This window comes from Alkalidesulfovibrio alkalitolerans DSM 16529 (assembly GCF_000422245.1).
Classification (GTDB): domain Bacteria; phylum Desulfobacterota; class Desulfovibrionia; order Desulfovibrionales; family Desulfovibrionaceae; genus Alkalidesulfovibrio; species Alkalidesulfovibrio alkalitolerans.
Genome location: NZ_ATHI01000031.1, coordinates 21,718 through 41,507, shown reverse-complemented (window position 1 = coordinate 41,507; position 19,790 = coordinate 21,718). Strand labels below are relative to the sequence as shown.

Sequence of the window (19,790 nt, the reverse complement as noted above, 5' to 3'; positions counted from 1 at the left end):
ACTGAACAAGCATTCGGCCGAATTGCACAAGCCGTATTGTGATTCCGTTCTCCAGCCGTGGAGATCGGCTATATTCGGCGCATGGACGATGGGGAAATCAAGGTCGTGTTCGGACAAAGCCTACAGGCGTTTCGCAGGCTGAACGGAATAACGCAGGCAAAGCTTGCGGAGTTGTGCACCATTTCGGAGGAATATGTCAGCAAGCTCGAACGCGGCCAGTGCTCCCCTTCGTTCACGGTCATCAGCAGGCTGGCGCGGGTTCTCGGCGTTTCACCAGCGGATCTCTTCGACCCCAGCTTCGCCCCGGCCTCTTCGCACCATCAATTGGATACCGCGCACATGGCCAGACGTTCTTGGCAGGACGACGCGGGAGCGGCCATCGGCATGGAGCAGACGTTCCTGCGCGAGATGCACCACCGTATCAAGAACCACCTGCACCTTGTCACCTGCGCTCTCGCCACGGCACGGCTCAACCCGGACTGCCCCTGCTGCAAGGAGAACATCGCCAAGGCGCAAGGCGCGCTCCTTGCTGCTTGCCACGCCCATGAGGCGGTGCATTCCATGGGAACGAACGGCTCCGTGGACGCGTCGGCCTATCTCCAGAAACTCGTGAATTCGATTGCTCCCGGACTGCCTTGCGGTGTGGAAGCAAGTTTCCGCAGCCTGGGCTGCCCGCTTCACCTGGACTGGCACCAGGGAACGCTTTTGGGCATGATCACCGCCGAATTGCTTCTCAACGCCGCCAAGCATGCCTTTCCAAACAACGGCCAAGGAACGATCAGGGTCCGCCTGCACGGCAGAGCGCGTCACGGCGTGCTCATGGTCTCGGACAATGGGGTGGGGCTCGACGCGACGCGTAGTTCCTGCGATTCCCTGGGCCTTGAGCTCGTCAAGACCCTGGCTGGGCGTCTCGGCGGTCGGCTGGTCCTCAAATCGGCAAAGGGCGTTCGGGCGATCTGCTTGTTCCGCTCCACTACCCCTTGAAAAAGCCATCCAGAAGCAGGTGTGATCCGTAGCCGGTCACGGCCGCGAGATAATAGGGAGCGAAAGCCTGCCATTGCGCTCCAAAGACGTAGGCAGGCAACAGAAGAAGCGGCAACGGCACGAGGAGCATGGCCCACCAGGTATGGGTCCAGCCCCTGTGCCGTCCGATGGCCGGGAGCATGGCGAACAGTCCGAGCAGAGCGGCCCAGAAGTAGCGCTCCGTGACGATGAGCCCAAGGTCGATGACGAAAAGCACGCCATAGAAAAGATGCTGCCCCTTGGAATCGGTGTCCACGTCGGGGAAGAGCGCGGCCAGGGCCGCGATGCAGACGAGCACCAGGGCGTATTCCAGGGAGGCGGCATACAGCCCGGCCCAGGCGAGCAGGCCGAGCGCCCCGCCCGCGATGAGCGTCCCACCGAAGACATGCGCCCTGTAGCCGGGCACCGCAAATCCCCTACGAAACCTTGGAGCCGGACGGTACGTCGCCCGAGGACGTGAGCAGTTCCATGCCCTCTTCGGTGCGCACGGCCAGAATCATGCCCTGCGAATCCTGCCCGCGCAGCTTGCGCGGCGCAAGATTGGCCACAACGACCACCCGGCGACCCACAAGCGCTTCCGGGGCGAAGAACTCGGCCAGTCCGGCCACAACCTGACGCGGCTTCTCTTCTCCCAAATCCACGCGCACGAGCAGCAGGCGGTCGGCGTCGGGATGGCGCACGGCCTCGACCACCTTGCCCACGCGCAGATCGAGTTTTTGGAAGTCGGCGAACTCGGCCACCCCGGGCGCTTGCGCAGCATCCGAAGCGGGAGCCTTGGCGGCCTGCGGCTTTGCCACCTTTTTCGCGTCGGCCTTGGCGGCTTGTTCCCTCGGCGCTTCGTCGGCCATGGGCATGTCCAGACGCGGAAAGAGCGTGGAGGAAAGCGCAACGGGCACGCCCCTGGGCAGCAGGCCGAAGGACGTCGCCTCGGCCGCAAGGTCGGGCTTTTCGCGGTAGCCAAGCTGTTCGAGCATCGCCGCCGCGGCCTGGGGCATGACCGGCGTGAGGCAGACCGCCACCTTGCGCATGCCTTCCAAAAGCCCGTACATCACTTCGGCCAGACGTTCGACGCGGCCTTCCTTGTTCAGAGCCCACGGCGCCTGGGTGTCGATGTACTTGTTCAGGCCGCGCACCAGTTCCCACAGAGATTCAAGTGCCTGCGAAAAGTTGCAGGAGTTGAACAGGGAGATGAAGTTCGAGGCCGCGTTCAGAGCCGTCTCGCGCAGTTCGGCGTCCGGCTCGCCCGCGGGCGAAGGCGTCTTCCCGTCGCAAAACTTGTGGGTCATGTTCAGGGAGCGGTTGAAGAGATTGCCCAGGTCGTTGGCCAAATCGGCGTTGCGCCTGGCCACCAGCGCCTCCTCCGAAAAAGAGGCGTCGTTGCCGAAGCGCATCTCGCGCAACAGGAAGTAGCGGAAAGTATCCAGCCCGTATTTGGCCGTGAGCTCCAAGGGGCGCACCACGTTGCCCAGCGACTTGGACATCTTGGTGTCCTTGATCAGCCAGTAGCCGTGCACGTTCAGGTGGCGGTAGGGCTCGATCCCGGCGGCCTTGAGCATGGTCGGCCAGAACACCGCGTGGGGCTTCAGGATGTCCTTGGCCACCAAGTGCTGGCAGGCGGGCCAGTAGCGGCGGTATTTCTCCCCTTCGGGCCAGTCCAGGGCCGTCAGGTAGTTGGTCAGGGCGTCGAACCAGACGTAGCAGACGAAATCGGAATCAAAGGGCAGTTCGATGCCCCAGGAGAGGCGCGACTTGGGCCGCGAGATGCACAGATCCTCAAGCACGCCCATCTCCAGCATGCTCACGACCTCGGACCGGTAGCGCTCGGGCCGGATGAAGTCGGAATTGGCCTTGATGTGGTCCAAAAGCCAGCCCTGGTACTTGGACATGCGGAAGAAATAGTTCTTCTCCGCGATGTACTCGGGCTTGGTCTTGTGGTCGGGGCAAAGCCCCTCCTGCAATTCCTTGTCGGTCAGGAAGCGCTCGCAGCCCGTGCAGTAGTGCCCGCCGTACTCGCCGAAATAGATGTCGCCCGCGTCGTAGATGCGCTGCAAGATGGATTGCACGGCCGCGGCATGGCGCGGCTCGGTGGTGCGAATGAAGTCGTCGTTGGTGATCGAAAGATCGGGCAGGAGCGCGCGGAAATGCCCGCTGATCTCGTCGGCGTAAGCCTTGGGGGCCTGACCGTTCTTCTCGGCGGCCTGCACGATCTTGTCGCCGTGCTCGTCGGTGCCGGTCAAGAAATAGGTGTCGTGCCCCATAGCCCGGTGAAAACGCGCCATGCTGTCCGCCACGATGGTCGTATAGGCGTGGCCCAGGTGCGGTAGGGCGTTGACGTAATAGATCGGGGTGGTGATGTAGAACCGCTCCACAATAGCTCCTTGAAACATGTCTCGCCTTGAAGGCGGACGCGCCACTCGACCCGTCCGCTCCCCCGGAAGACACGTGATTGCGTATGAATTCCTCAGCCCGGTGCCCATGGCGGCGGCGCTGCTCTGTCCATGGCGACGAATTTTCTAGGAACCGGAACCGCCGCCCTTGCGGCCGCCCCGGCGGCGGGGACGACGCCCACGCCCCTGGGATTTCCGCTCGCCCTGCCCCGTCTTGGCGGCGGGCGACTGCCTGGGACGCTGCGGCCCCGGCTTCTCCTGCGTCCCTTCGGACGCCGCCTCGGACGTCGCCTCGGACGAGACGGCTTGAACTAAGCCCTGCCCCGCCTCGTCCGCACCGCCCCCGGAAGGCGCCTCCAGCGGCGCTTCGGCCTCGGGCGCGCGCTCCGCCGCCGCGACGGCCTGGGGCCTGGGGGCTTGGCGCGGCGGCCTGGGCGCGGCCTGTTGGACTTGGTCGGAGGGTGTGTCCGCGCGCGACTGGACGATCTCGGTCCATTCGTCGAGAGTGAAATCCCGCTCTTCGCCCTCCTCCGAGAGGACCGTCACGGTCTCGCGGAAAAAATTGGAGCGCAAGACCTTGAACACGCCCTGCGAAGTGCGGAATCGTCGGCCAAGCTTGGGACAGCGACGCTGAAAATTCTCGTAATTGTGCTGCTCATAGCCCAGGCAGCAAAGCAGACGGCCGCACATGCCGGAAATTTTCGACGGATTGAGGAACAGATTCTGTTCCTTGGCCATCTTGATGGTCACGGGATCGAACTTGCGTAGAAAGCGGCGGCAACAGCACAACTGGCCGCAATTGCCCACGGCCCCGATCATCTGCGTCTCGTGACGCACGCCGATCTGCCGCAACTCGATGCGGGTACGAAACTCCCGCACCAAATCCTTGACCAGCTCGCGGAAATCAACCCTTCCTGGGGCGGTGAAGTAGAAGATTACCTTGCTTTTGTCGTGAAAAACTTCGACCTCGACGAGCTTCATGTCCAGGCTGCGCTCTGAAATGCGCTCACGACAGAAGCGATGAGCCTTGGCCGCCAGGGTCTCGTTCTCCGCCTTGATGGCGAAGTCGTCCGCCCCGGCAACCCCAAGAATGGGTTTCAGTTCCTGCTCCCCGTCGGGGTGCATGGGAGCGTCGCCAAGCGTCGCCACCTGGGCCATACCTCTCCCCTGGTCGGTCTCCACGATGACCCAATCCTTGACGGAGAGTTCGTGACCGTCTGCCTCGAAATAATATATCTGGCCGTAATCCTTGAACTTGACTCCGACCACTCGACTCATTGATGACATCCGCCAATCCTTGGGCAAGACAATTGCAGCGTACCGTGCGCACGCGAGGCGGTCATGCTAGCCAAATCCTGGCCAAACTTCAATGCACGAGCCGCGCTCGCCACGGGCTGAAGCCAAAACCATTCAGTCCGAAACCGCTGTTTGGCCGACGATCCTTGCCTTTCGGGCATGCAACGGCTAAGTTCTTGCGTGGCAAAATATTCCGGTGATCGTAGAGGCTACCCGCATTCCAACAGAGGTTCCATGTCCCGCCGAAACGGCCACGCCGCCCTGCCACGAACCTTCTGGAGATTCTTCCTCCCCATCCTGTGCGCCACGGCGTGTGCCTTCCTGATAATGACCACGGTCGTTTACTTCAGGGGGCAGAAAACCTTCACCAATGCCCACGGCGTCACCGCCGCGTCGCTCATCGCCAGCGCGGGGTCGGATCTCGCCCAGCACGGATTCACGCCGGATTTCATGCGCCACGTGGAGGACCTCGCGCGAGGCTCCGAAGGTTCACTAGTGGTCTTCGACGCCGCCTGCCTCCCCCTCGCCTCGTCCGTCACGCTCGACCACTCGCGTTGGCCCGAGGACTGTGCCCGAATCAAGGAAGCCAGGTTCCGCGCCGAATCTGACGCATCGCCGGTGCCTGGCCGCCTCGAAAGGCGCCTGCACTCCGGCGACAGCCTGTTCTGGGTCGCAGATGGCCCGATTCCGGGGCAATTCATCGTCTTTCTTCTGCCTGCGGCGGTTCTCGACGACTCCATGTCGGGTTTCGTCAACACCATCCTGATCACAGGCATCTTGGCTGTAATCGCGCTCGGATTCGCCCTGGCCGTGCTCCTGACCGCCCTTCTGCGACCGGTTTCGTGCCTGGCTAACGCCTATGACCGCCTCCAGGCAGGCGACTTCACCGTCCGGGCCGACGAACACATGTCCGGGGAAATAGGCGACCTGTGCCGCCAGTTCAACGCCATGGTCCGCTCGCTGCAAGAGCTCATGCAGACCGAGCAGCTCAGGCAGGTGGAGATGGACGAGGCCTACCGCACCCTCGAACAACAGGTGCGGACGCGCACGGCCGCTCTGGCGGCCAAAGCGCGCGAACTGGAGGAGGCCAACCAGCGTCTCACGGAAATGGACCGCCTGAAGACGGCGTTCCTTTCCAGCGTCTCGCACGAACTGCGCACTCCGCTGACGGCCGTGCTCGGCTTCGCCAAGCTCATTCGCCGGGACTTCTCCCGCTCCTTCACTCCCGCATCCGGCGAGAATCCTCGCCAAACGGAGCTTGCGGCCCGCATCGCACGCAACTGCGATATCATCATCAGCGAAGGCGAACGCCTGACCAGACTCATCAACGATGTGCTGGACCTCGCCAAAATCGAATCCGGTCGCATGACTTGGCACAACGAGCAGATCGCCCTGGACGAATTGATCACTGCGGCCGCCGCGACCTTCAGAACACGCGCGACAGAACAGGGCGTGGCCCTGGCCCTGGCCATCCCTCCCGACCTACCCCATGTGCTCGCGGACAAGGACCGCTTGACCCAGGTGCTGCTGAACCTTTTAGACAATGCCTTCAAGTTCACCGCCACGGGCGAGGTGCGGATAACCGCTTCGGCCAGAGCCGGACTGGTGGAAATAGCTGTGCGCGACACGGGCACAGGCATTCCGCCCGAGGAACTCTCCCTGATCTTCGACAAGTTCCATCAGACCACGAGACGCGACACCCTACGCGACAAACCGCCGGGAACGGGCCTTGGCCTGGCTATCTGCCGTCAGATACTGGCCCACTACGGCGGGAGCATCCGTGCGGAGTCCATGCCGGGACAAGGAACGACGATGACCGTCACCCTGCCCGCTCCAACGGCCTGAACCGGGACATTGCGTATGAGACACCCAGGTTCAGGCGCTTTACCGTCGGGCTGGAAACAGGTAAGATAATTATTGATTTGAACACACGAGGCTGGACTTGCCGGAACCATGCCGTCCGCCAGCCCGGCGTACAACCGGAGAGGGCTCCATGACCAGGAAGATTCTCGTCGTGGACGACGAGATACATATACGAATGCTGCTCGAACAAACCCTTGAGGAACTTGAGGGCGAGTACGGAGTCGAGATACTTACCGCCGGAGACGGACTCGAAGGGATGAACATCCTGGCGCGCGAGCGGCCCCAGGTCGTCTTTCTGGATATCATGATGCCAAAGATGAACGGTTACGAGGTTTGCCGCCGCGTCAAGGACGACCCCGATCTTGCCGGCGTGAAAATCGTGCTGCTCACCGCCAAGGGGCAGGAGGCGGACAGAAAGCACGGGCTGGAGGCGGGGGCGCACATGTATCTGACCAAGCCGTTCGATCCGGACAAGGTCCTGCACATCGCCAAGGACCTACTGCAGCTGTAATGGGCGTCACCCGCACCACGCTGCCATGCGGCGCGAGGAATCGAGCTTCTCGCAACAACACGGCAAATGACGCTTTCTCAACCTAATCCGGCGTCGAGCACGGAGCAATCCACGCCAACCACGGCCACGCCTTCGCGATCAGCCAGGGCGAGAGCCCCCTCGCGATCGAAGAAGAGGCTCCTGCCCGCCTCCACTGCCAGGCAACCCGCACCATGGCGAGCCATCAGTTCGATGGTCCGAAGCCCCACCGAAGGCATGTCCACGCGCTCTTCCTGGCCGGGTTTGAAGATCTTGACGACGACGGCGCCGGGACCGGCAAGGGAAAGCCCGCGCGCGACCGCCTCGTCGGTGCCCTCAAGGGCCTCGACCGCCGCCACCACCTGTTTCTTGACCACGATGGTCTGCCCGATGTCGAGTTCGCCGATGCGCTTGGCCAGTGGCCAGCCGTAGCGGATGTCGGCCCATTGCTCGTCGCTGGGGGCGCGACGGGTGAGCACGCCCGCAGGCGTCAAAAGCTCCGGGGCCACCTCGTGCGGCCCGACCACGGGAAAGCCCTCGCTCTCCAGTTCCGAGGCCACGGCCCTGAGTAAAGCGTCGTCGCCCTTGCCCACAAGCCGCACGAGCACCTTGGCCGCGCGCCAGTCGGGCCGGATGTCCAAGGCACGGGCCTTGTTGATCGTCCCGGCCATGACCACGCGGGATACGCCCTGGGTGCGGAAGAAGTCGATGAGCTTGCCGAGCTGGCCGAGCTTGAGCTCGCAAAAGGCGTCCACCTCGGCGGCGACGCCTGGGTTGGTGTTGCGCGGAAACCCGACGGCCACGACGCGACCGCCCGAGGAGCGCACCCCCCGGGCGACCAGGATGGGGAACTGTCCCCCGCCCGCAATGATGCCGACTGTATCCGCCATGCGCACCCGAAACTTCCTGCCTATTCCTCGCCGCCCGCTCCGCCGACCAGGTTCACACCGCCGTTGCCGTTGGTGGTGGAGGCGGGAGTCACGCCGCGCGTGCTGGAGGCGATGAATTCCACGAGGCGGGCGACCTGCGGAAAATGACCGAGGTGCGTCTTGACTTCGGCCAGCGCCTCCTCGCGGATCATCTCCGAGCGGAAGATCATCTGGTAGGCGCGCTTGAGGGCCATGATCGTCTCACGGTCCATGCCGCCACGCCTGAGGCCGATGGTGTTCAGGCCGTGCAGTTTGGCGCGCACGCCCGTGGCGATGGTGAAGGGCGGCACGTCCTGACCGAAGCCGCCCATGGCGCCCAGGAAGGCGAACTCGCCGATGCGCACGAACTGATGCACGCCGCTCATGCCGCTGACGATGGCGTGGCTTCCTATCTCCACGTGGCCTGCCAGACTGGAGGCGTTGGCCATGATCACGCCGTCGCCGAGCACGCAGTCGTGCGCCACATGAACGTAGGCCATGAGCATGCAGCCGGAGCCCACGACGGTCTTGCCGATCCCCTGGACCGTGCCGCGATGGACGGTGGCGAACTCGCGCACCACGTTGCGGTCGCCCATCTCCACCCACGTCTCCTCGCCCTTGAAACCGAGATGCTGCGGCGTGCCGCCGATAATGGCGTAGGAATGGACGTGGTTGTTCGCGCCCAGTCGCGAAAATGACTTGACTTGGGCAAAGGCGTCGAGAACCGTGCCGTCGCCCAGCGTGACGTTGTCCTCGACCACGCAGCAGGGGCCGATGCGCACGTCCTTGCCCAGGCGCGCACCGGGATGCACCATGGCGGTTTTGTCGATGGAGTTCGCCACTAGATATCCCCCGACTCGACGAGCGCGGCGGACAGATCGGCCTCGGCCGCGACCTCGCCATCGACAAGGGCCTGGCCGTGCATCTTGAAGAGCGTGAACTTGCGTTTGAGGTCGCTCAGGCGAAGCACCAGTTGGTCGCCCGGGGTGACCGGACGGCGGAACTTGACCTTGTCGATTCCCGTGAACATGAACAGCTTGCCGTTCAGGTCGAGGTCGAAGCTCTTGAAGACCAGGACGCCGCCCGCCTGGGCCATCGCCTCGATCATCAGCACGCCAGGCATCACGGGCAGGCCGGGGAAATGCCCCTGGAAGAAAGGCTCGTTGATGGTCACGTTTTTGATGGCTACCAGGGATTCGCCCGGCGTGTACTCGACGACCCTGTCCACGAGCAGAAAGGGATAACGGTGGGGGATGTACTCCATGATCTGCCGGACATCCACACGGCGTGAAGCGTCATGCGTCATCGTTCTTCAATCCTTCCTTCAATGCGGAAATTTCCTTTTCGAGCGCCTTGAGTCGCTTGGCCATCTCGGGGAGCTTGGGCATGAGCGCCGCGTTGCGCAGGAACAGTCCGTGCTCATACGCAGGGCTGCCGCTGACCCTGGCTCCAGGCGGCAAATCCTGCCCAACCCCGGCCTGAGCGCCCACCATGGCTCCGTCACCTATCGTCAAATGGCCCACAACGCCTGCCTGCCCGGCCAAAATGACTCCACGGCCGATGCTCGTGCTGCCGGAGACGCCCACCTGGGCCACGAGGATCGAATGCTCTCCGACGCGTACGTTGTGCGCCACCTGGCAAAGATTGTCCACCTTGGCTCCAGACCTGATCTCGGTGGTGCCAAGCGACCCCCTGTCGATGGTGGTGTTGGCCCCGATCTCCACGCCGTCGCCGACGACCACGGGGCCGATCTGCGGCACCTTGACCAGTCCCTCCGGCCCTTGGGCGAAACCGAAGCCGTCGGAGCCGAGCACGGCACCCGGATGGCAGGTCACGCCCTTGCCAAGGCGCACCCCAGACATGAGCGTAACACCTGGGTACAGCGTGCAGCCTTCGCCCACCACGCAGTCCTCGCCCACATACACGTGCGGGAAAAGCCGCGCCTTGGCGCCGATCACCGAGCGCGGCCCGACCACGGCGAAGGGATGGATCGAGGCGTCGCCCGCGACGATGGCGTCGTCGTGCACGAAAGCGAGTGGGTGAACGCCCGGCGGAATGAACCCCTGTTCCGGAGCGAAGAGCGTGGCGATACGGGCCAGACTCAGATAAGGGTTGTCCGAAACGAGCGCCCTGGGAACGACCCCCGCATGGCGTTTCGACACGATGACCGCCTCGGCCTTGGTGGTGGCAAGACGGTCGGCGTACTTCGGGTTGGCCAGAAAGCTCAACTCGCCGGGGCCCGCGGCCTCCAGGGTGTTGACCCCGAAGACCTCGCGGTCGTCCCCGACGAGTTCGAGCGAAAAACGCCTAGCCAGTTCGGACAGCAGGATACGCATCGAACGGCTACTTCTTGGCGGCCCAGGCCTTGTTCAACTCGTTGATGATGTCCTGACTCACGTCCACGGAAGCATCGTTGTAGAGAACGTTATTGAACTGCCCGGCGGTGTCCAGGATAAGGCTGTAGCTGTTGCGCTTCGCGTAGTCCTCGACCACCTTGGCGAGCAGATCGAGAACCGGGCCGGTGGCTTGTTCCTCCTCGGACTTGAGCTTGCGCTGGTAGGCCATGACCATGTCCTGATAGTCGCGAACCCGGCGCTTGAATGCCAGTTCCTTGTCCTGCATGGCCTCGGGTGAAAGCGCCATGCCCTGGCGGTCCATCTCCTCGCGCATGCGCTCGATCTCGGTCTTCTGCTTTTCCACGTCGGTGTTCATTTTCTCAAACTTGGCCCTGAGATTCTTTTGCACCTCCAAACCTGCCTGCGATTCCTCAACCACCCGTTGCAGGTTCATGACGCCGATCTTGAGGTCGGCGGCGAAGGCTGGTGCACAGACAGCCAGAGACAGAAGTAGGGCGAAACCCATGATCATCTTACGCATCGGATACTCCTTGCATGTACGCCGGGACGCCTAGAAGGCGCCACCGATCTTGAATTCAAACTTGCCGCTATCAGAGCTGTTGCGCAGCTTGTCAAGCGGATAACCGTACTCCAGACGGATCGGTCCGAATGGGGAATTCCAGCGGATGCCGAGACCGACACTCTTGTAGAGACCGAACGGCAGCGAGCTTCCGTCTCGTTGCCGGGTATCCTTGAAATACGGCTGGTCGTCGTCCCAGGCATTACCCGCATCGAAGAAGGTCACTCCCCAAATGCTGTTGGATTGCGAGATGGGGAAAAGATATTCGAGATTCATGAAGAACATCTTGTTGCCGCCGATGCGATCGCCGGTGGCGGCATCGGAAGGGGAGATGCGCGAGCCATCGTAGCCGCGCACGTCGTCGATGCCGCCCAGGTAGAAACGCACCCAGGGCGGAATCTCGTTGTTACCGTAGTTTTTGGAGACGTAGCCGGCCATGCCGTGCACGTGAAAGACGGTGTCCCACATGAGCGACTGGAACCAATGGCTGCTGTAGGTATACTTGATGTAGTCCGTGGTGCCGCCTAAGGGTCCTCCGCTGTAATAGACATCCACCCTGTTCACCGTGCCGCGCGTGGGCATGAAGTTGTCGTCCGTAGTGTCGCGCGTTGCGCCCACATCGACGGTGCTCGACCAGTTCACGCCCTTGAAATCCCTGATGAGGCGCGCGGATTTGTCATCCACGTCGCGGATGTCGAATCGTTCGAGTGAATATCCCGCCTCAAACGTGGTGTATTCGCCCAGAGGATAGCCCAGGGCAGTCCGGCCGCCGATGGTCTTCTTCTCGTAGTCGGTGTAGTCGTACGTCTGCCAGTAGACGCTCGTGGACCAGCTGAACTTGGTGTCGTAGATGCTCGGATTGACAAACAAGAGGCTCGAATCCGTGCTCACGCCACCGATCTGGCCTGCCAGCGCCAGGATGTAGCCCCGACCGAACAGGTTTCGCTCCTGAATCTGGCCGCCCACGAAGAACCTGTTGAGGCTCGAATATCCCACGCCCGCGCTGATCGTGCCCGTGGGCCGCTCCTCAACCTTGACTTTGAGGTCCATCTGCGTGGGATCGCCGGTGGGCACCGTCTCGATGTCCACGGCATTGAAGTATCCGAGCTTGTTCAGACGCTCCGACGAGCGCGAGATGCGCCTGCCGCTGAATCTGTCGCCGTCGCCCAACAGAAGTTCACGCCGGATGACATTGTCGCGGGTGGAGGTGTTGCCCTCGACCAGCACGCGCCGGATGTACACCTTCTGGCGTTTGGAAATGATGTACACGATGCTGACCGTCTGGCGTTCACGGTCCTCGTTGAACCGGACGTCGACGTTGGCAAAGGCGTAGCCGAGTTCCGCATAGTGCTCAGAGAGTCGATGCACGTCGTCCCTGACGATGGACCTGTCGAGGAAGTCGTTGGCGGCCGCGATGTCATCCAGCTTGGTGATCTTGAACAAGTCGTCCTGGGATTCCACGAGATCGCCGCGGATATCCACGCCGGAAACCCTATAGCGGGCTCCCTCTTCGACAGTGAACAAGATGTGGATGCCGTCGTCGCGGTAGTCTACCTCCGGGGGCGAAACCTTGGCGTCCATGAAGCCCCTGTTGGCATAGTAGGCTTCGATGACGGCGGCATCGCGCTCGAGCATGTCCTCCTTGAGGATGCCCGAGCCGGTGATGAAGGAAAAGAAGCCGCGCTCCGACAAGGCGAGTTCGCTCTTCAGGGAGCTTTCGCTGATCTGGTTGGCTCCACGGATGGAAATGTCGCGGATGTAGAGCTTGTTGCCTTCCTTGATGTCCAGGATGAGGCGGGCGGTGCCCCTGTCTGTCTGGTCGAAACGATAGGAGACCTCGGCCAGATAGTAGCCTTTGTCGCGATAGAGCGACCTGATCTTGTTCAGGTCGTCGGACAGGATCCGCAGGTTGACCACCGATCCGGTCTTGGTGTTCATGACCGCGAGGATGTCGTCCTCTTTGAGTTCGTCCACGCCGTACAGGGAAATGGCTGCCACGCGGGGCTTCTCTTCGACCACGAAGACGACGTGCTTGCCTTCGGGGGTGTCGCGCGATTCCACACGGACGTCCTCGAAGTATCCGAGATTGAAGATTTCGCGCAGGTCCTGGTTGGCGACTTCCGGGCTGAAGACTTCGCCCTTTTGCATCCTGACGCGCATGAGGACGATATCGGGATCAAGGAACCGAAGCCCCTCGACGGAAACCTGGGAAACGACGTCCGTGCTCATGAGTTCCATGCGCACGGAGCGGGCGACCTCCTCCACGGCGGGAAGAATGCTGATGAGCCCATCCTTGGCGACATAGATGTTCCGGTCGGGCTTGAGGCCGAAACCATCCACGAGACGGGCGTCCAGACTGATGGCCTCGCCGACCTGAGTGAACGATCCGTAAATCGCGTTTTGCGCCTTGGCCAGCAGCGTCAGTTCACGGGCTGAGGCCGTGTCGATACGCGTGACCTTGCGCTGCTCGACGAGAGCCTTGGCCTCCTCGGCAGGAACGACGTCCAGCCCCTGATCGCGAAGCTTTTCAGCCAGCAACCCCTGCAGGCTCTCACGGAGGTATCCCAGTTCCGGCCCGGCGTTGACCTCGAAGGGCAGAACCAGAATCCTCGTAGCCTGCGCCTGGGCAGCCCCGGGGCAGACGAGGGCCGTGAAGAAAAGCAGCACGGCGAAAAGCCGACAGGCTCGGCTAAGCGTGGCACATGGTGTGGGCATAGAGCTCTCCGGAGTGCAGTTCCAGTTGCCTGTCCATTTTGCGGGCCAATTCCAGATTGTGCGTGACGACGACCAGGGTCATCTCCAGATCGCGGTTCAATTGCAAAAGCACGTCACCGACCTGACGGCCGGTCTCTTCGTCGAGGCTGCCCGTGGGCTCGTCGGCCAGCAGCACCCTGGGACCGAGCAGGATCGCCCGCGCGATGGCCGCGCGCTGCCGTTCGCCGCCGGAAAGCGTGGTCACGTCGAATCCAGCGCGTTCGGCCAAGGACACGCGCGCGAGCGCGTCGAGCGCCCGGGCGTACGCCTCCTTGCGGGGCATCCCGGCGATCAGGCCGGGCATGGCCACGTTCTCGAGCGTCGTGAACTCCGGCAATAGATGATGCTGTTGAAACACGAACCCCAATTCCCGGTTGCGGAAACGCGCCCTTTGAGTTGCGCCGAGAGAGACGAGGTCCGTCCCCTCGAAGCGTATCGTTCCCTGCGAAGGGGTATCGAGAGTTCCCAAAAGATGCAAGAGTGTCGTTTTGCCCGACCCCGAGGCCCCGATAATGGCCACGGCCTCGCCTCTTGCGATCCGAAGCTCCACGTTCCTCAAAACACGGACCTTTTCCGCCGGGCCGGCGAATTCCTTGGCCACCCCGCTCAGTTCGTAGACGTATGCGTCATTCATAGCGCAGCGCCTCGACCGGGTTCATGGAGGCCGCCTTTCGGGCCGGATAGATGGTCGCGAGGAAACACAGGAGGAACGAAGCCACGCCGATGAGTGTGAGATCGAAAGCTTCGAGGCGCACCGGCAGCGTGTCCACGGGATAGACGTTCTTGGGCAGGTCGATGAACTGATAGCGACGAAGCAAGAGAGCCGCCGGAATGCCCAGCGCGAAACCGAGCGCCGTGCCCGCTGCGCCGATGATCGTGCCCTGCAGTCGGAATATCTTGCGGATGCTCTCCGCGCCCATGCCCAAGGACATGAGCACGGCGATGTCCCGGGTCTTCTTCATCACCAGCATGACCAGGGTCGTGACGATACTGAAGGAGCCCACGAGGATGATCAGGGCCAGGATGATGAACATGGCGGTCTTCTCGAGCTGCATGGCCGCGAACAGGTTGCCGTACATCTCCATCCAGGTGTGGCTGTAAAACGGATAGCCGAGCGTCTTGCGGATGGCCTCGTTGACGGCCGGGGCGCGCTCCAGATCGTGCAGCCGCACCTCGATGCCGGTGGCCAGATCGCCGTCGAAGCCCAGCAACTGCTGAGCCGAATTCATGGAGACGTAGCCGAGCGAGGAGTCGTACTCGAACATGCCCGTGCGGAAGATGCCCGCCACGGTGAAAAACTTGACCTTGGGCGTGAAGCCCGCGGCCGACCGCTCGCCCATGGGCGACAGCAGATTCACCCGCGCGCCCACGTGAAGCCCCAGGTTCTCGGCCAACTGCCGCCCCACGATCACGCCGGGCAAGGCCCCCTCGGCATCCAGTTCGGCCAGGGAGCCCGCGATCATGTCACGTTCGAGGCTTAGCGCCTCGCCCGCCGTGGCCGGGTCGATCCCGCGCAGCACAATGCCCTTCACGCCCCTGTCGGACGAGAGCATGACCTCGGAATAGACGAAGGGCGACACGGTCTTGACGCCGGGCGTCACGGCCAGACGCTCGGCCAGTTCACGATACTCGGGGATGGTGTTGGCGAAGCTCCTGACGATGATGTGGGCGTTGACGCCGAGAATCTTCTCGCGCAGGTCGTGCGAAAAGCCGTTCATGACCCCCATGACCACGATCAGCGAGGCCACGCCGAGGCACACGCCCAGCACCGCGAACAGGCTGATGAGCGAGATGAAGGCCTGTCTGCGCAGCGAAAAGAGATAGCGCAGGGCGATGAAGAGTTCGGTGCTCATCCCCTCGCCGCATCCCCGTGGAAGAGAAGAACAACCGAGCTTGCCGATAAATCTCTTTTTTCAGGCCGCCCGAAAGGCGCCAGATGCAAGGCGCGCAAAAAGTTCACAATCGACGCGAAGATCAAATGCACGCGGGTTTGAGATTTTCGCAGCGACACGGCGGATGGGGCTTTCTCGGCAGCCTGATCCCGCCACGCGGAGGGCATGGAGCATGTGGTGTGCGATGTGCGCATCGACCGTGTCCTTACCATTGTCGAGCGCGAAGGGCCAGCACGGAAAAGGCCCTCCCCGCGCAGGCGCCTCACGCCTCCGGCCTGAGCAGCGGAAAGAGGATGACCTCACGGATCGAGGCCGAGTCCGTGAGCAGCATGACCAGCCGATCGATACCGATGCCCTGCCCGGCGGCCGGGGGCATGCCGTACTCAAGGGCGCGCACGTAGTCGTCGTCCATGTAGTGGGCCTCGTCGTCGCCCGACTCCTTCTCGCGCACCTGATCCATGAACCGGCAGCGCTGGTCCACGGGATCGTTCAGTTCCGAAAAGGCGTTGGATATCTCGCGGCCGCAGATGAAGAGTTCGAAGCGGTCGGTGATCTCGGGATTTTGCTCGTTGCGGCGCGAGAGCGGCGAGATGTCCGTGGGGTAGCCGTAGATGAACGTCGGCTGCACGAGCTTTTGCTCCACGTGCATGTCGAAGAGCTTGGCCTGAACTTTGCCGAGCTTGTCGCCGTCGAAGACCTTTTCGCCCTTTTCCTTGACGTAGGCCTTGGCACGCTCGAAATTATTGAAGAATTCCGGAGAAAGCCCGCCCACCTGCTCGAGCGATTCGTGGAACGACAGCCGCCGCCAGGTTCCTTCGGTGAGGTCGATCTCCTGCCCCTGGTAGGTGACTTTCGTGTCGCCGCAGACTTCCCTGGCGAGGTGGGAGAACATCTCCTCCGTGAGGTCCATGAGATCCTCATAGGTGGCGTAGGCCCAGTAGAACTCGCACATGGTGAATTCAGGATTGTGCTGGGTGGAGATGCCCTCGTTGCGGAACTGTCGACCGATCTCGTAGACCTTCTCGAAGCCGCCCACCAAGAGCCGCTTGAGGTACAGCTCCGGCGCGATGCGCATGTAAAGCTGCATGTCCAGGGCGTTGTGGTGCGTGATGAAGGGCTTGGCCGTGGCGCCGCCGGGTATTGACTGCAGGATCGGCGTCTCCACTTCCATGAAGCCCTTGGCGTCGAGGAAGCGGCGCATGGCGGAGATGATCTTGGTCCGGGCGAGGAAAATTTCCTTGGCGCGCTGGGTCACGATCAGATCGACGTACCGCTGGCGGTACCTGATCTCCACGTTGGTCAGGCCGTGGTATTTCTCGGGCAGGGGCCGCATGGACTTGGAAAGCAGCGTGACCTCGGCCGACTTGACCGTCAACTCGTCGGTCTTGGTGCGAAAGAGTCCGCCGCGCACGAAGACGATGTCGCCCACGTCCAGCTTTTTAAAGACGTTGTAGGCGTCCTGCCCCAGGTCGTCGCGCTGGGCGTAGGCCTGGATGCGACCGCTGGCGTCCTGCAAATGGAAGAAGGCCGCCTTGCCGAACGAGCGCAGGGAGACGATGCGCCCCGCAAGCAGGTACTCGCGCGAGAGTCCTTCCAGCACCTCGGACGGCGAATCGCCGTGCTCGGCCCAGATGTCGGCCACGTCGTCGGCTTTCTTGCGGTCGTTGGGAAACAGCGCCACGCCGTCGTCGGCCAGGAGCACCGCTTTTTCGACCCTGTTCTTGAGGATTTCGTTGAGCTCGTCCTTATCGGCCAGAGCCTGGAGCATTGGCTGAAAGCGCTCCACGGTGGGCGACTTGATCTTCAACTTGATGGGGGCTTTGGACGTGCCGGTGCTGTCGTTCAAGGCGTAAACTCCAGTGGGTGTCGGTGAACCCGCAATCGGTATGCGCATTTGGACGGGCAGTCAATACGGAGCACGCACCTGGGCGCGATTCAAAAAAATCCGCCCCGCGCACTTGACGGGGCGGCGATAATTTGGGTAAAGGCTTGCTCCCGCGTACGCGGAGCGATCCCCGGTAGCTCAATCGGCAGAGCGGATGACTGTTAATCATTAGGTTGGGTGTTCGAGTCACCCCCGGGGAGCCACGAAATCAATGGCCGGCGCGGATCAAACCCGCACCGGCCTTTTTCGTGGCCAACAAAATCTACCACTTCCGACCTGTCTCGGTCGCACCATGCGACCGATTTGCGTCCGACTCGGCAAAACGTCAGGCCTTCACCGCCACGCATTTGATCTCCACCAGGCCGCCGAGCGGCAGCCCCGCCACCTGAATGGCCGCACGGGCGGGCTTGTGCGCGCCCATGAACTCCGCGTAGATCCCGTTGAAAACCTTGAACTGGCCCATGTCGAGCAAGAAAACGTCCACGGCGGCGATATCCGTGACCGCGCACCCGGCCTGGGCCAAAATGGCTCCGATGTTGGCCAGGGCCTGACGCGCCTGGGCCTCGAAGCCCTCACGCAGGGTCATGGAGGCCGGATCGAGGCCGAGCTGGCCGCTGACGAAGACGAAACCGCCCGCCTGAACGGCCTGGGAGTATGGTCCGACCGCGGCCGGGGCCTTTTCCGTGTGCACGAAGGTCAATGCCTTGGACATGATGCTCCTCTCCTTTCAAGTCATTTTTCGGCCAGAGGGCCAGATGTTCCACCCAGAATGCGCATGATCACGCCATCCACGGCCGCAAACCCCATGCCGCACAATTCGCCCACGGCGCGCGCGTTGTCCAGGAAATCCGGCCCCACGAGCCCTTCTCGGGTGCGAAGCGGCGCGCCGTGCACGGCCAGCATGGCCGCGTCGAAGGCCTCGGCCGAGGCCGTGGCGACCTTGAGACTGCAGGCAAATTTGGCCCCGTCGCAGACCATGCCCATGAGCGCGGCCAGGACATACGCCACAGCACTCTCGCTCTGCCGGGCATCGCCGCCAGCGAGCCGGGTCAGCGCGGCGGCCGCGCCCGATCCAGCGGCCACGGCGCAGCCGCATACCGGCGTCAGCCTGCCGGTCTTGACCTTCACTGCCCCGGTCACAAGGTGGGAAAGCGCCAGGGCTTCGGCCAACTCGTCGTCGCTCTTTCCCCAGGCGCGAGCCGCCACCACAGGGGGGACGATCGCCGTGAGTCCGTGGTTGCCGCTGCCCGCGCTGCTCATGACCGGCATCTCGCCGCCCGCCATACGCACGTCCGCGGCCGCCGCCGCATGGGCCTTGACGCTCAGGACCAAGCTTTCGTCGCCGTAAACCCGCGAAAGGTGATGTCCGACGCCAAGCCCCCACGGCTTGGCGAGCCCCTCGCGTGCCACGGCCATGTTCATGGTCGCGCCGTCGAGCATGCTCTTGCGCAAGGCCGCGTCGATACTCTCGGCGGCCTCCCACATCTCGGCGAAATTCATGCGGCCCAGATCGCGCAGATAAGCGGGAATGGCCGCTCCGACCTCGCCTTCCCCCGAACTAAAGACCACCTTCCGGCCCTGACGAATCTCCACGAGGTTGTCGTGACGGTGGGCCACCACCGCGGTCACGCTCTCCCCGCGCCCGAGCAGTTCCACCTCGACGTAGACGCTGGGCACCTCGGGCACCACTTCCTGGGTGACCTTCTCCTCGCGCACCATCGACGCGGCTTCCCGGATCACGCCCTCATCAAGGCCCGTCAGGGCGGAAAGCCCTTGCTCGGGCTTGCCGCCAAGCGCGCCAAGGGCGGCCGCGAGCATGTTGCCCGTGAGTCCGCCAGCCCCCGGAATGCCTACGCTTTGCCCGTTCTTGCAGATGTTCTGCGAGAGCCTAAGATGAATGTGGCGCGGCGCGCCTTCGAGGCGCGAGGCCGCGACGGCGGCGGCGTAGGCCACCGCGCCCGGCTCGGTGCAGCCCAACGCGGGCGTGACTTCGTGTTCGAAAAAGACGTGCAGGTCCATGATCCGCTCCTTGCGTGCCGCCTCGCTCCCATTACTCGGAGCGCCAGACTGTTGAAAAAGTCCCATTTGCTGCGTTGCCGCGAAAATCTCAAATCCTCGCGTATTGCAAATACGCGTCGGCCTTGAGTTTTTCTTGCGCCTTGCACCTGGGCCTTTTTGAACAGCCTGGGAAAAGGGGTTTGTCAACAATCTCAGCGCAAAGTTTTTTACTTTGCGCTCCTGCGGCTTCGCCGCTTTGACCCGCCTTTGGCGGGCCGTACTGATAACCCGGCGCGCGAAAATATTGCATATTTTCTGCTCCGGGTAATACACCCCCGG

General features: G+C 62.8%; 17 protein-coding genes and 1 tRNA gene. 4 read left to right on the top strand and 14 right to left on the bottom strand.

Annotated features, from left to right (window positions below; translation table 11 throughout):
* Positions 1-81 precede the first annotated feature (81 nt).
* Entirely contained in the window at positions 82-984 is a 903-nt protein-coding gene (locus DSAT_RS12795; RefSeq protein ID WP_040371264.1) for a helix-turn-helix domain-containing protein, read from the top strand.
* On the opposite strand, the gene DSAT_RS12790 is transcribed toward DSAT_RS12795, so the two are convergent.
* From DSAT_RS12790 to DSAT_RS12780, 3 genes are all read right to left on the bottom strand, one after another.
* Positions 974-1,429, bottom strand: coding sequence for a metal-dependent hydrolase (locus DSAT_RS12790; RefSeq protein WP_020887949.1), 456 nt, complete (start codon positions 1,427-1,429; stop codon positions 974-976). The genes DSAT_RS12795 and DSAT_RS12790 overlap by 11 nt on opposite strands.
* Positions 1,430-1,439: 10 nt before the next feature.
* Complete coding sequence (gene metG, locus DSAT_RS12785) at positions 1,440-3,392, bottom strand: methionine--tRNA ligase (RefSeq protein WP_020887948.1); 1,953 nt, start codon at positions 3,390-3,392, stop codon at positions 1,440-1,442.
* Between the two features lie 144 nt (positions 3,393-3,536).
* Positions 3,537-4,688 carry a PSP1 domain-containing protein gene (locus DSAT_RS12780; RefSeq protein WP_040371263.1) on the bottom strand — a complete coding sequence of 384 codons (1,152 nt, stop codon included), beginning with the start codon at positions 4,686-4,688 and terminating at the stop codon, positions 3,537-3,539.
* A 252-nt stretch (positions 4,689-4,940) separates the two neighbouring features.
* On the opposite strand from DSAT_RS12780, the gene DSAT_RS12775 reads away from it, so the two are divergent.
* Together DSAT_RS12775 and DSAT_RS12770 are read left to right on the top strand one after the other, a co-directional pair.
* Positions 4,941-6,551, top strand: coding sequence for a HAMP domain-containing sensor histidine kinase (locus DSAT_RS12775; RefSeq protein ID WP_020887946.1), 1,611 nt, complete (start codon positions 4,941-4,943; stop codon positions 6,549-6,551).
* Positions 6,552-6,699: 148 nt separating this feature from the next.
* Positions 6,700-7,080, top strand: coding sequence for a response regulator (locus DSAT_RS12770; protein WP_020887945.1), 381 nt, complete (start codon positions 6,700-6,702; stop codon positions 7,078-7,080).
* Positions 7,081-7,157: 77 nt separating this feature from the next.
* On the opposite strand, the gene DSAT_RS12765 is transcribed toward DSAT_RS12770, so the two are convergent.
* The 9 genes from DSAT_RS12765 to lysS all read right to left on the bottom strand — a co-directional run bounded on the left by DSAT_RS12765 (position 7,158) and on the right by lysS (position 17,414).
* On the bottom strand, positions 7,158-7,988 hold the full coding sequence (locus DSAT_RS12765; protein ID WP_020887944.1) for an LpxI family protein: 831 nt from the start codon (positions 7,986-7,988) through the stop codon (positions 7,158-7,160).
* 20 nt (positions 7,989-8,008) lie between these two features.
* On the bottom strand, positions 8,009-8,848 hold the full coding sequence (gene lpxA / locus DSAT_RS12760) for an acyl-ACP--UDP-N-acetylglucosamine O-acyltransferase (protein WP_020887943.1): 840 nt from the start codon (positions 8,846-8,848) through the stop codon (positions 8,009-8,011).
* Positions 8,848-9,312 (bottom strand): 3-hydroxyacyl-ACP dehydratase FabZ, encoded by a 465-nt coding sequence (gene fabZ / locus DSAT_RS12755; RefSeq protein WP_020887942.1) that lies wholly within the window; start codon positions 9,310-9,312, stop codon positions 8,848-8,850. The genes lpxA and fabZ overlap by 1 nt, the downstream gene beginning before the upstream one ends.
* Entirely contained in the window at positions 9,302-10,342 is a 1,041-nt protein-coding gene (gene lpxD / locus DSAT_RS12750; RefSeq protein WP_020887941.1) for a UDP-3-O-(3-hydroxymyristoyl)glucosamine N-acyltransferase, read from the bottom strand. The genes fabZ and lpxD overlap by 11 nt, the downstream gene beginning before the upstream one ends.
* Positions 10,343-10,349: 7 nt before the next feature.
* Positions 10,350-10,883, bottom strand: a complete 534-nt coding sequence (locus DSAT_RS12745) for an OmpH/Skp family outer membrane protein (RefSeq protein ID WP_020887940.1) — start codon at positions 10,881-10,883, stop codon at positions 10,350-10,352.
* 30 nt (positions 10,884-10,913) lie between these two features.
* Positions 10,914-13,637 carry an outer membrane protein assembly factor BamA gene (gene bamA / locus DSAT_RS12740; protein ID WP_020887939.1) on the bottom strand — a complete coding sequence of 908 codons (2,724 nt, stop codon included), beginning with the start codon at positions 13,635-13,637 and terminating at the stop codon, positions 10,914-10,916.
* Entirely contained in the window at positions 13,612-14,310 is a 699-nt protein-coding gene (locus DSAT_RS12735) for an ABC transporter ATP-binding protein (RefSeq protein ID WP_020887938.1), read from the bottom strand. Before DSAT_RS12735 ends, bamA begins: the two co-directional genes overlap by 26 nt.
* Entirely contained in the window at positions 14,303-15,529 is a 1,227-nt protein-coding gene (locus tag DSAT_RS12730; protein WP_020887937.1) for a lipoprotein-releasing ABC transporter permease subunit, read from the bottom strand. Before DSAT_RS12730 ends, DSAT_RS12735 begins: the two co-directional genes overlap by 8 nt.
* A gap of 301 nt (positions 15,530-15,830) precedes the next feature.
* Entirely contained in the window at positions 15,831-17,414 is a 1,584-nt protein-coding gene (lysS, locus tag DSAT_RS12725; RefSeq protein ID WP_020887936.1) for a lysine--tRNA ligase, read from the bottom strand.
* A gap of 166 nt (positions 17,415-17,580) precedes the next feature.
* On the opposite strand from lysS, the gene DSAT_RS12720 reads away from it, so the two are divergent.
* A tRNA-Asn gene (locus DSAT_RS12720) sits at positions 17,581-17,656 on the top strand.
* A 122-nt stretch (positions 17,657-17,778) separates the two neighbouring features.
* On the opposite strand, the gene DSAT_RS12715 is transcribed toward DSAT_RS12720, so the two are convergent.
* Positions 17,779-18,165, bottom strand: a complete 387-nt coding sequence (locus DSAT_RS12715; protein ID WP_020887935.1) for a Rid family detoxifying hydrolase — start codon at positions 18,163-18,165, stop codon at positions 17,779-17,781.
* 20 nt (positions 18,166-18,185) lie between these two features.
* Positions 18,186-19,472 (bottom strand): L-serine ammonia-lyase, iron-sulfur-dependent, subunit alpha, encoded by a 1,287-nt coding sequence (locus DSAT_RS12710; RefSeq protein ID WP_020887934.1) that lies wholly within the window; start codon positions 19,470-19,472, stop codon positions 18,186-18,188.
* Positions 19,473-19,790: the final 318 nt, after the last annotated feature.

Bases quoted from the DNA above. Each gene is read 5' to 3' on its own strand.
- DSAT_RS12770 (WP_020887945.1), top strand. From the start codon at position 6,700: ATGACCAGGAAGATTCTCGTCGTGGACGACGAGATACATATACGAATG.
- DSAT_RS12775 (WP_020887946.1), top strand. From the start codon at position 4,941: ATGTCCCGCCGAAACGGCCACGCCGCCCTGCCACGAACCTTCTGGAGA.
- DSAT_RS12780 (WP_040371263.1), bottom strand. From the start codon at position 4,688: ATGAGTCGAGTGGTCGGAGTCAAGTTCAAGGATTACGGCCAGATATAT.
- DSAT_RS12715 (WP_020887935.1), bottom strand. From the start codon at position 18,165: ATGTCCAAGGCATTGACCTTCGTGCACACGGAAAAGGCCCCGGCCGCG.
- bamA (WP_020887939.1), bottom strand. From the start codon at position 13,637: ATGCCCACACCATGTGCCACGCTTAGCCGAGCCTGTCGGCTTTTCGCC.
- DSAT_RS12745 (WP_020887940.1), bottom strand. From the start codon at position 10,883: ATGCGTAAGATGATCATGGGTTTCGCCCTACTTCTGTCTCTGGCTGTC.
- fabZ (WP_020887942.1), bottom strand. From the start codon at position 9,312: ATGACGCATGACGCTTCACGCCGTGTGGATGTCCGGCAGATCATGGAG.
- DSAT_RS12730 (WP_020887937.1), bottom strand. From the start codon at position 15,529: ATGAGCACCGAACTCTTCATCGCCCTGCGCTATCTCTTTTCGCTGCGC.
- DSAT_RS12710 (WP_020887934.1), bottom strand. From the start codon at position 19,472: ATGGACCTGCACGTCTTTTTCGAACACGAAGTCACGCCCGCGTTGGGC.
- lpxD (WP_020887941.1), bottom strand. From the start codon at position 10,342: ATGCGTATCCTGCTGTCCGAACTGGCTAGGCGTTTTTCGCTCGAACTC.
- DSAT_RS12735 (WP_020887938.1), bottom strand. From the start codon at position 14,310: ATGAATGACGCATACGTCTACGAACTGAGCGGGGTGGCCAAGGAATTC.
- DSAT_RS12765 (WP_020887944.1), bottom strand. From the start codon at position 7,988: ATGGCGGATACAGTCGGCATCATTGCGGGCGGGGGACAGTTCCCCATC.
- DSAT_RS12795 (WP_040371264.1), top strand. From the start codon at position 82: ATGGACGATGGGGAAATCAAGGTCGTGTTCGGACAAAGCCTACAGGCG.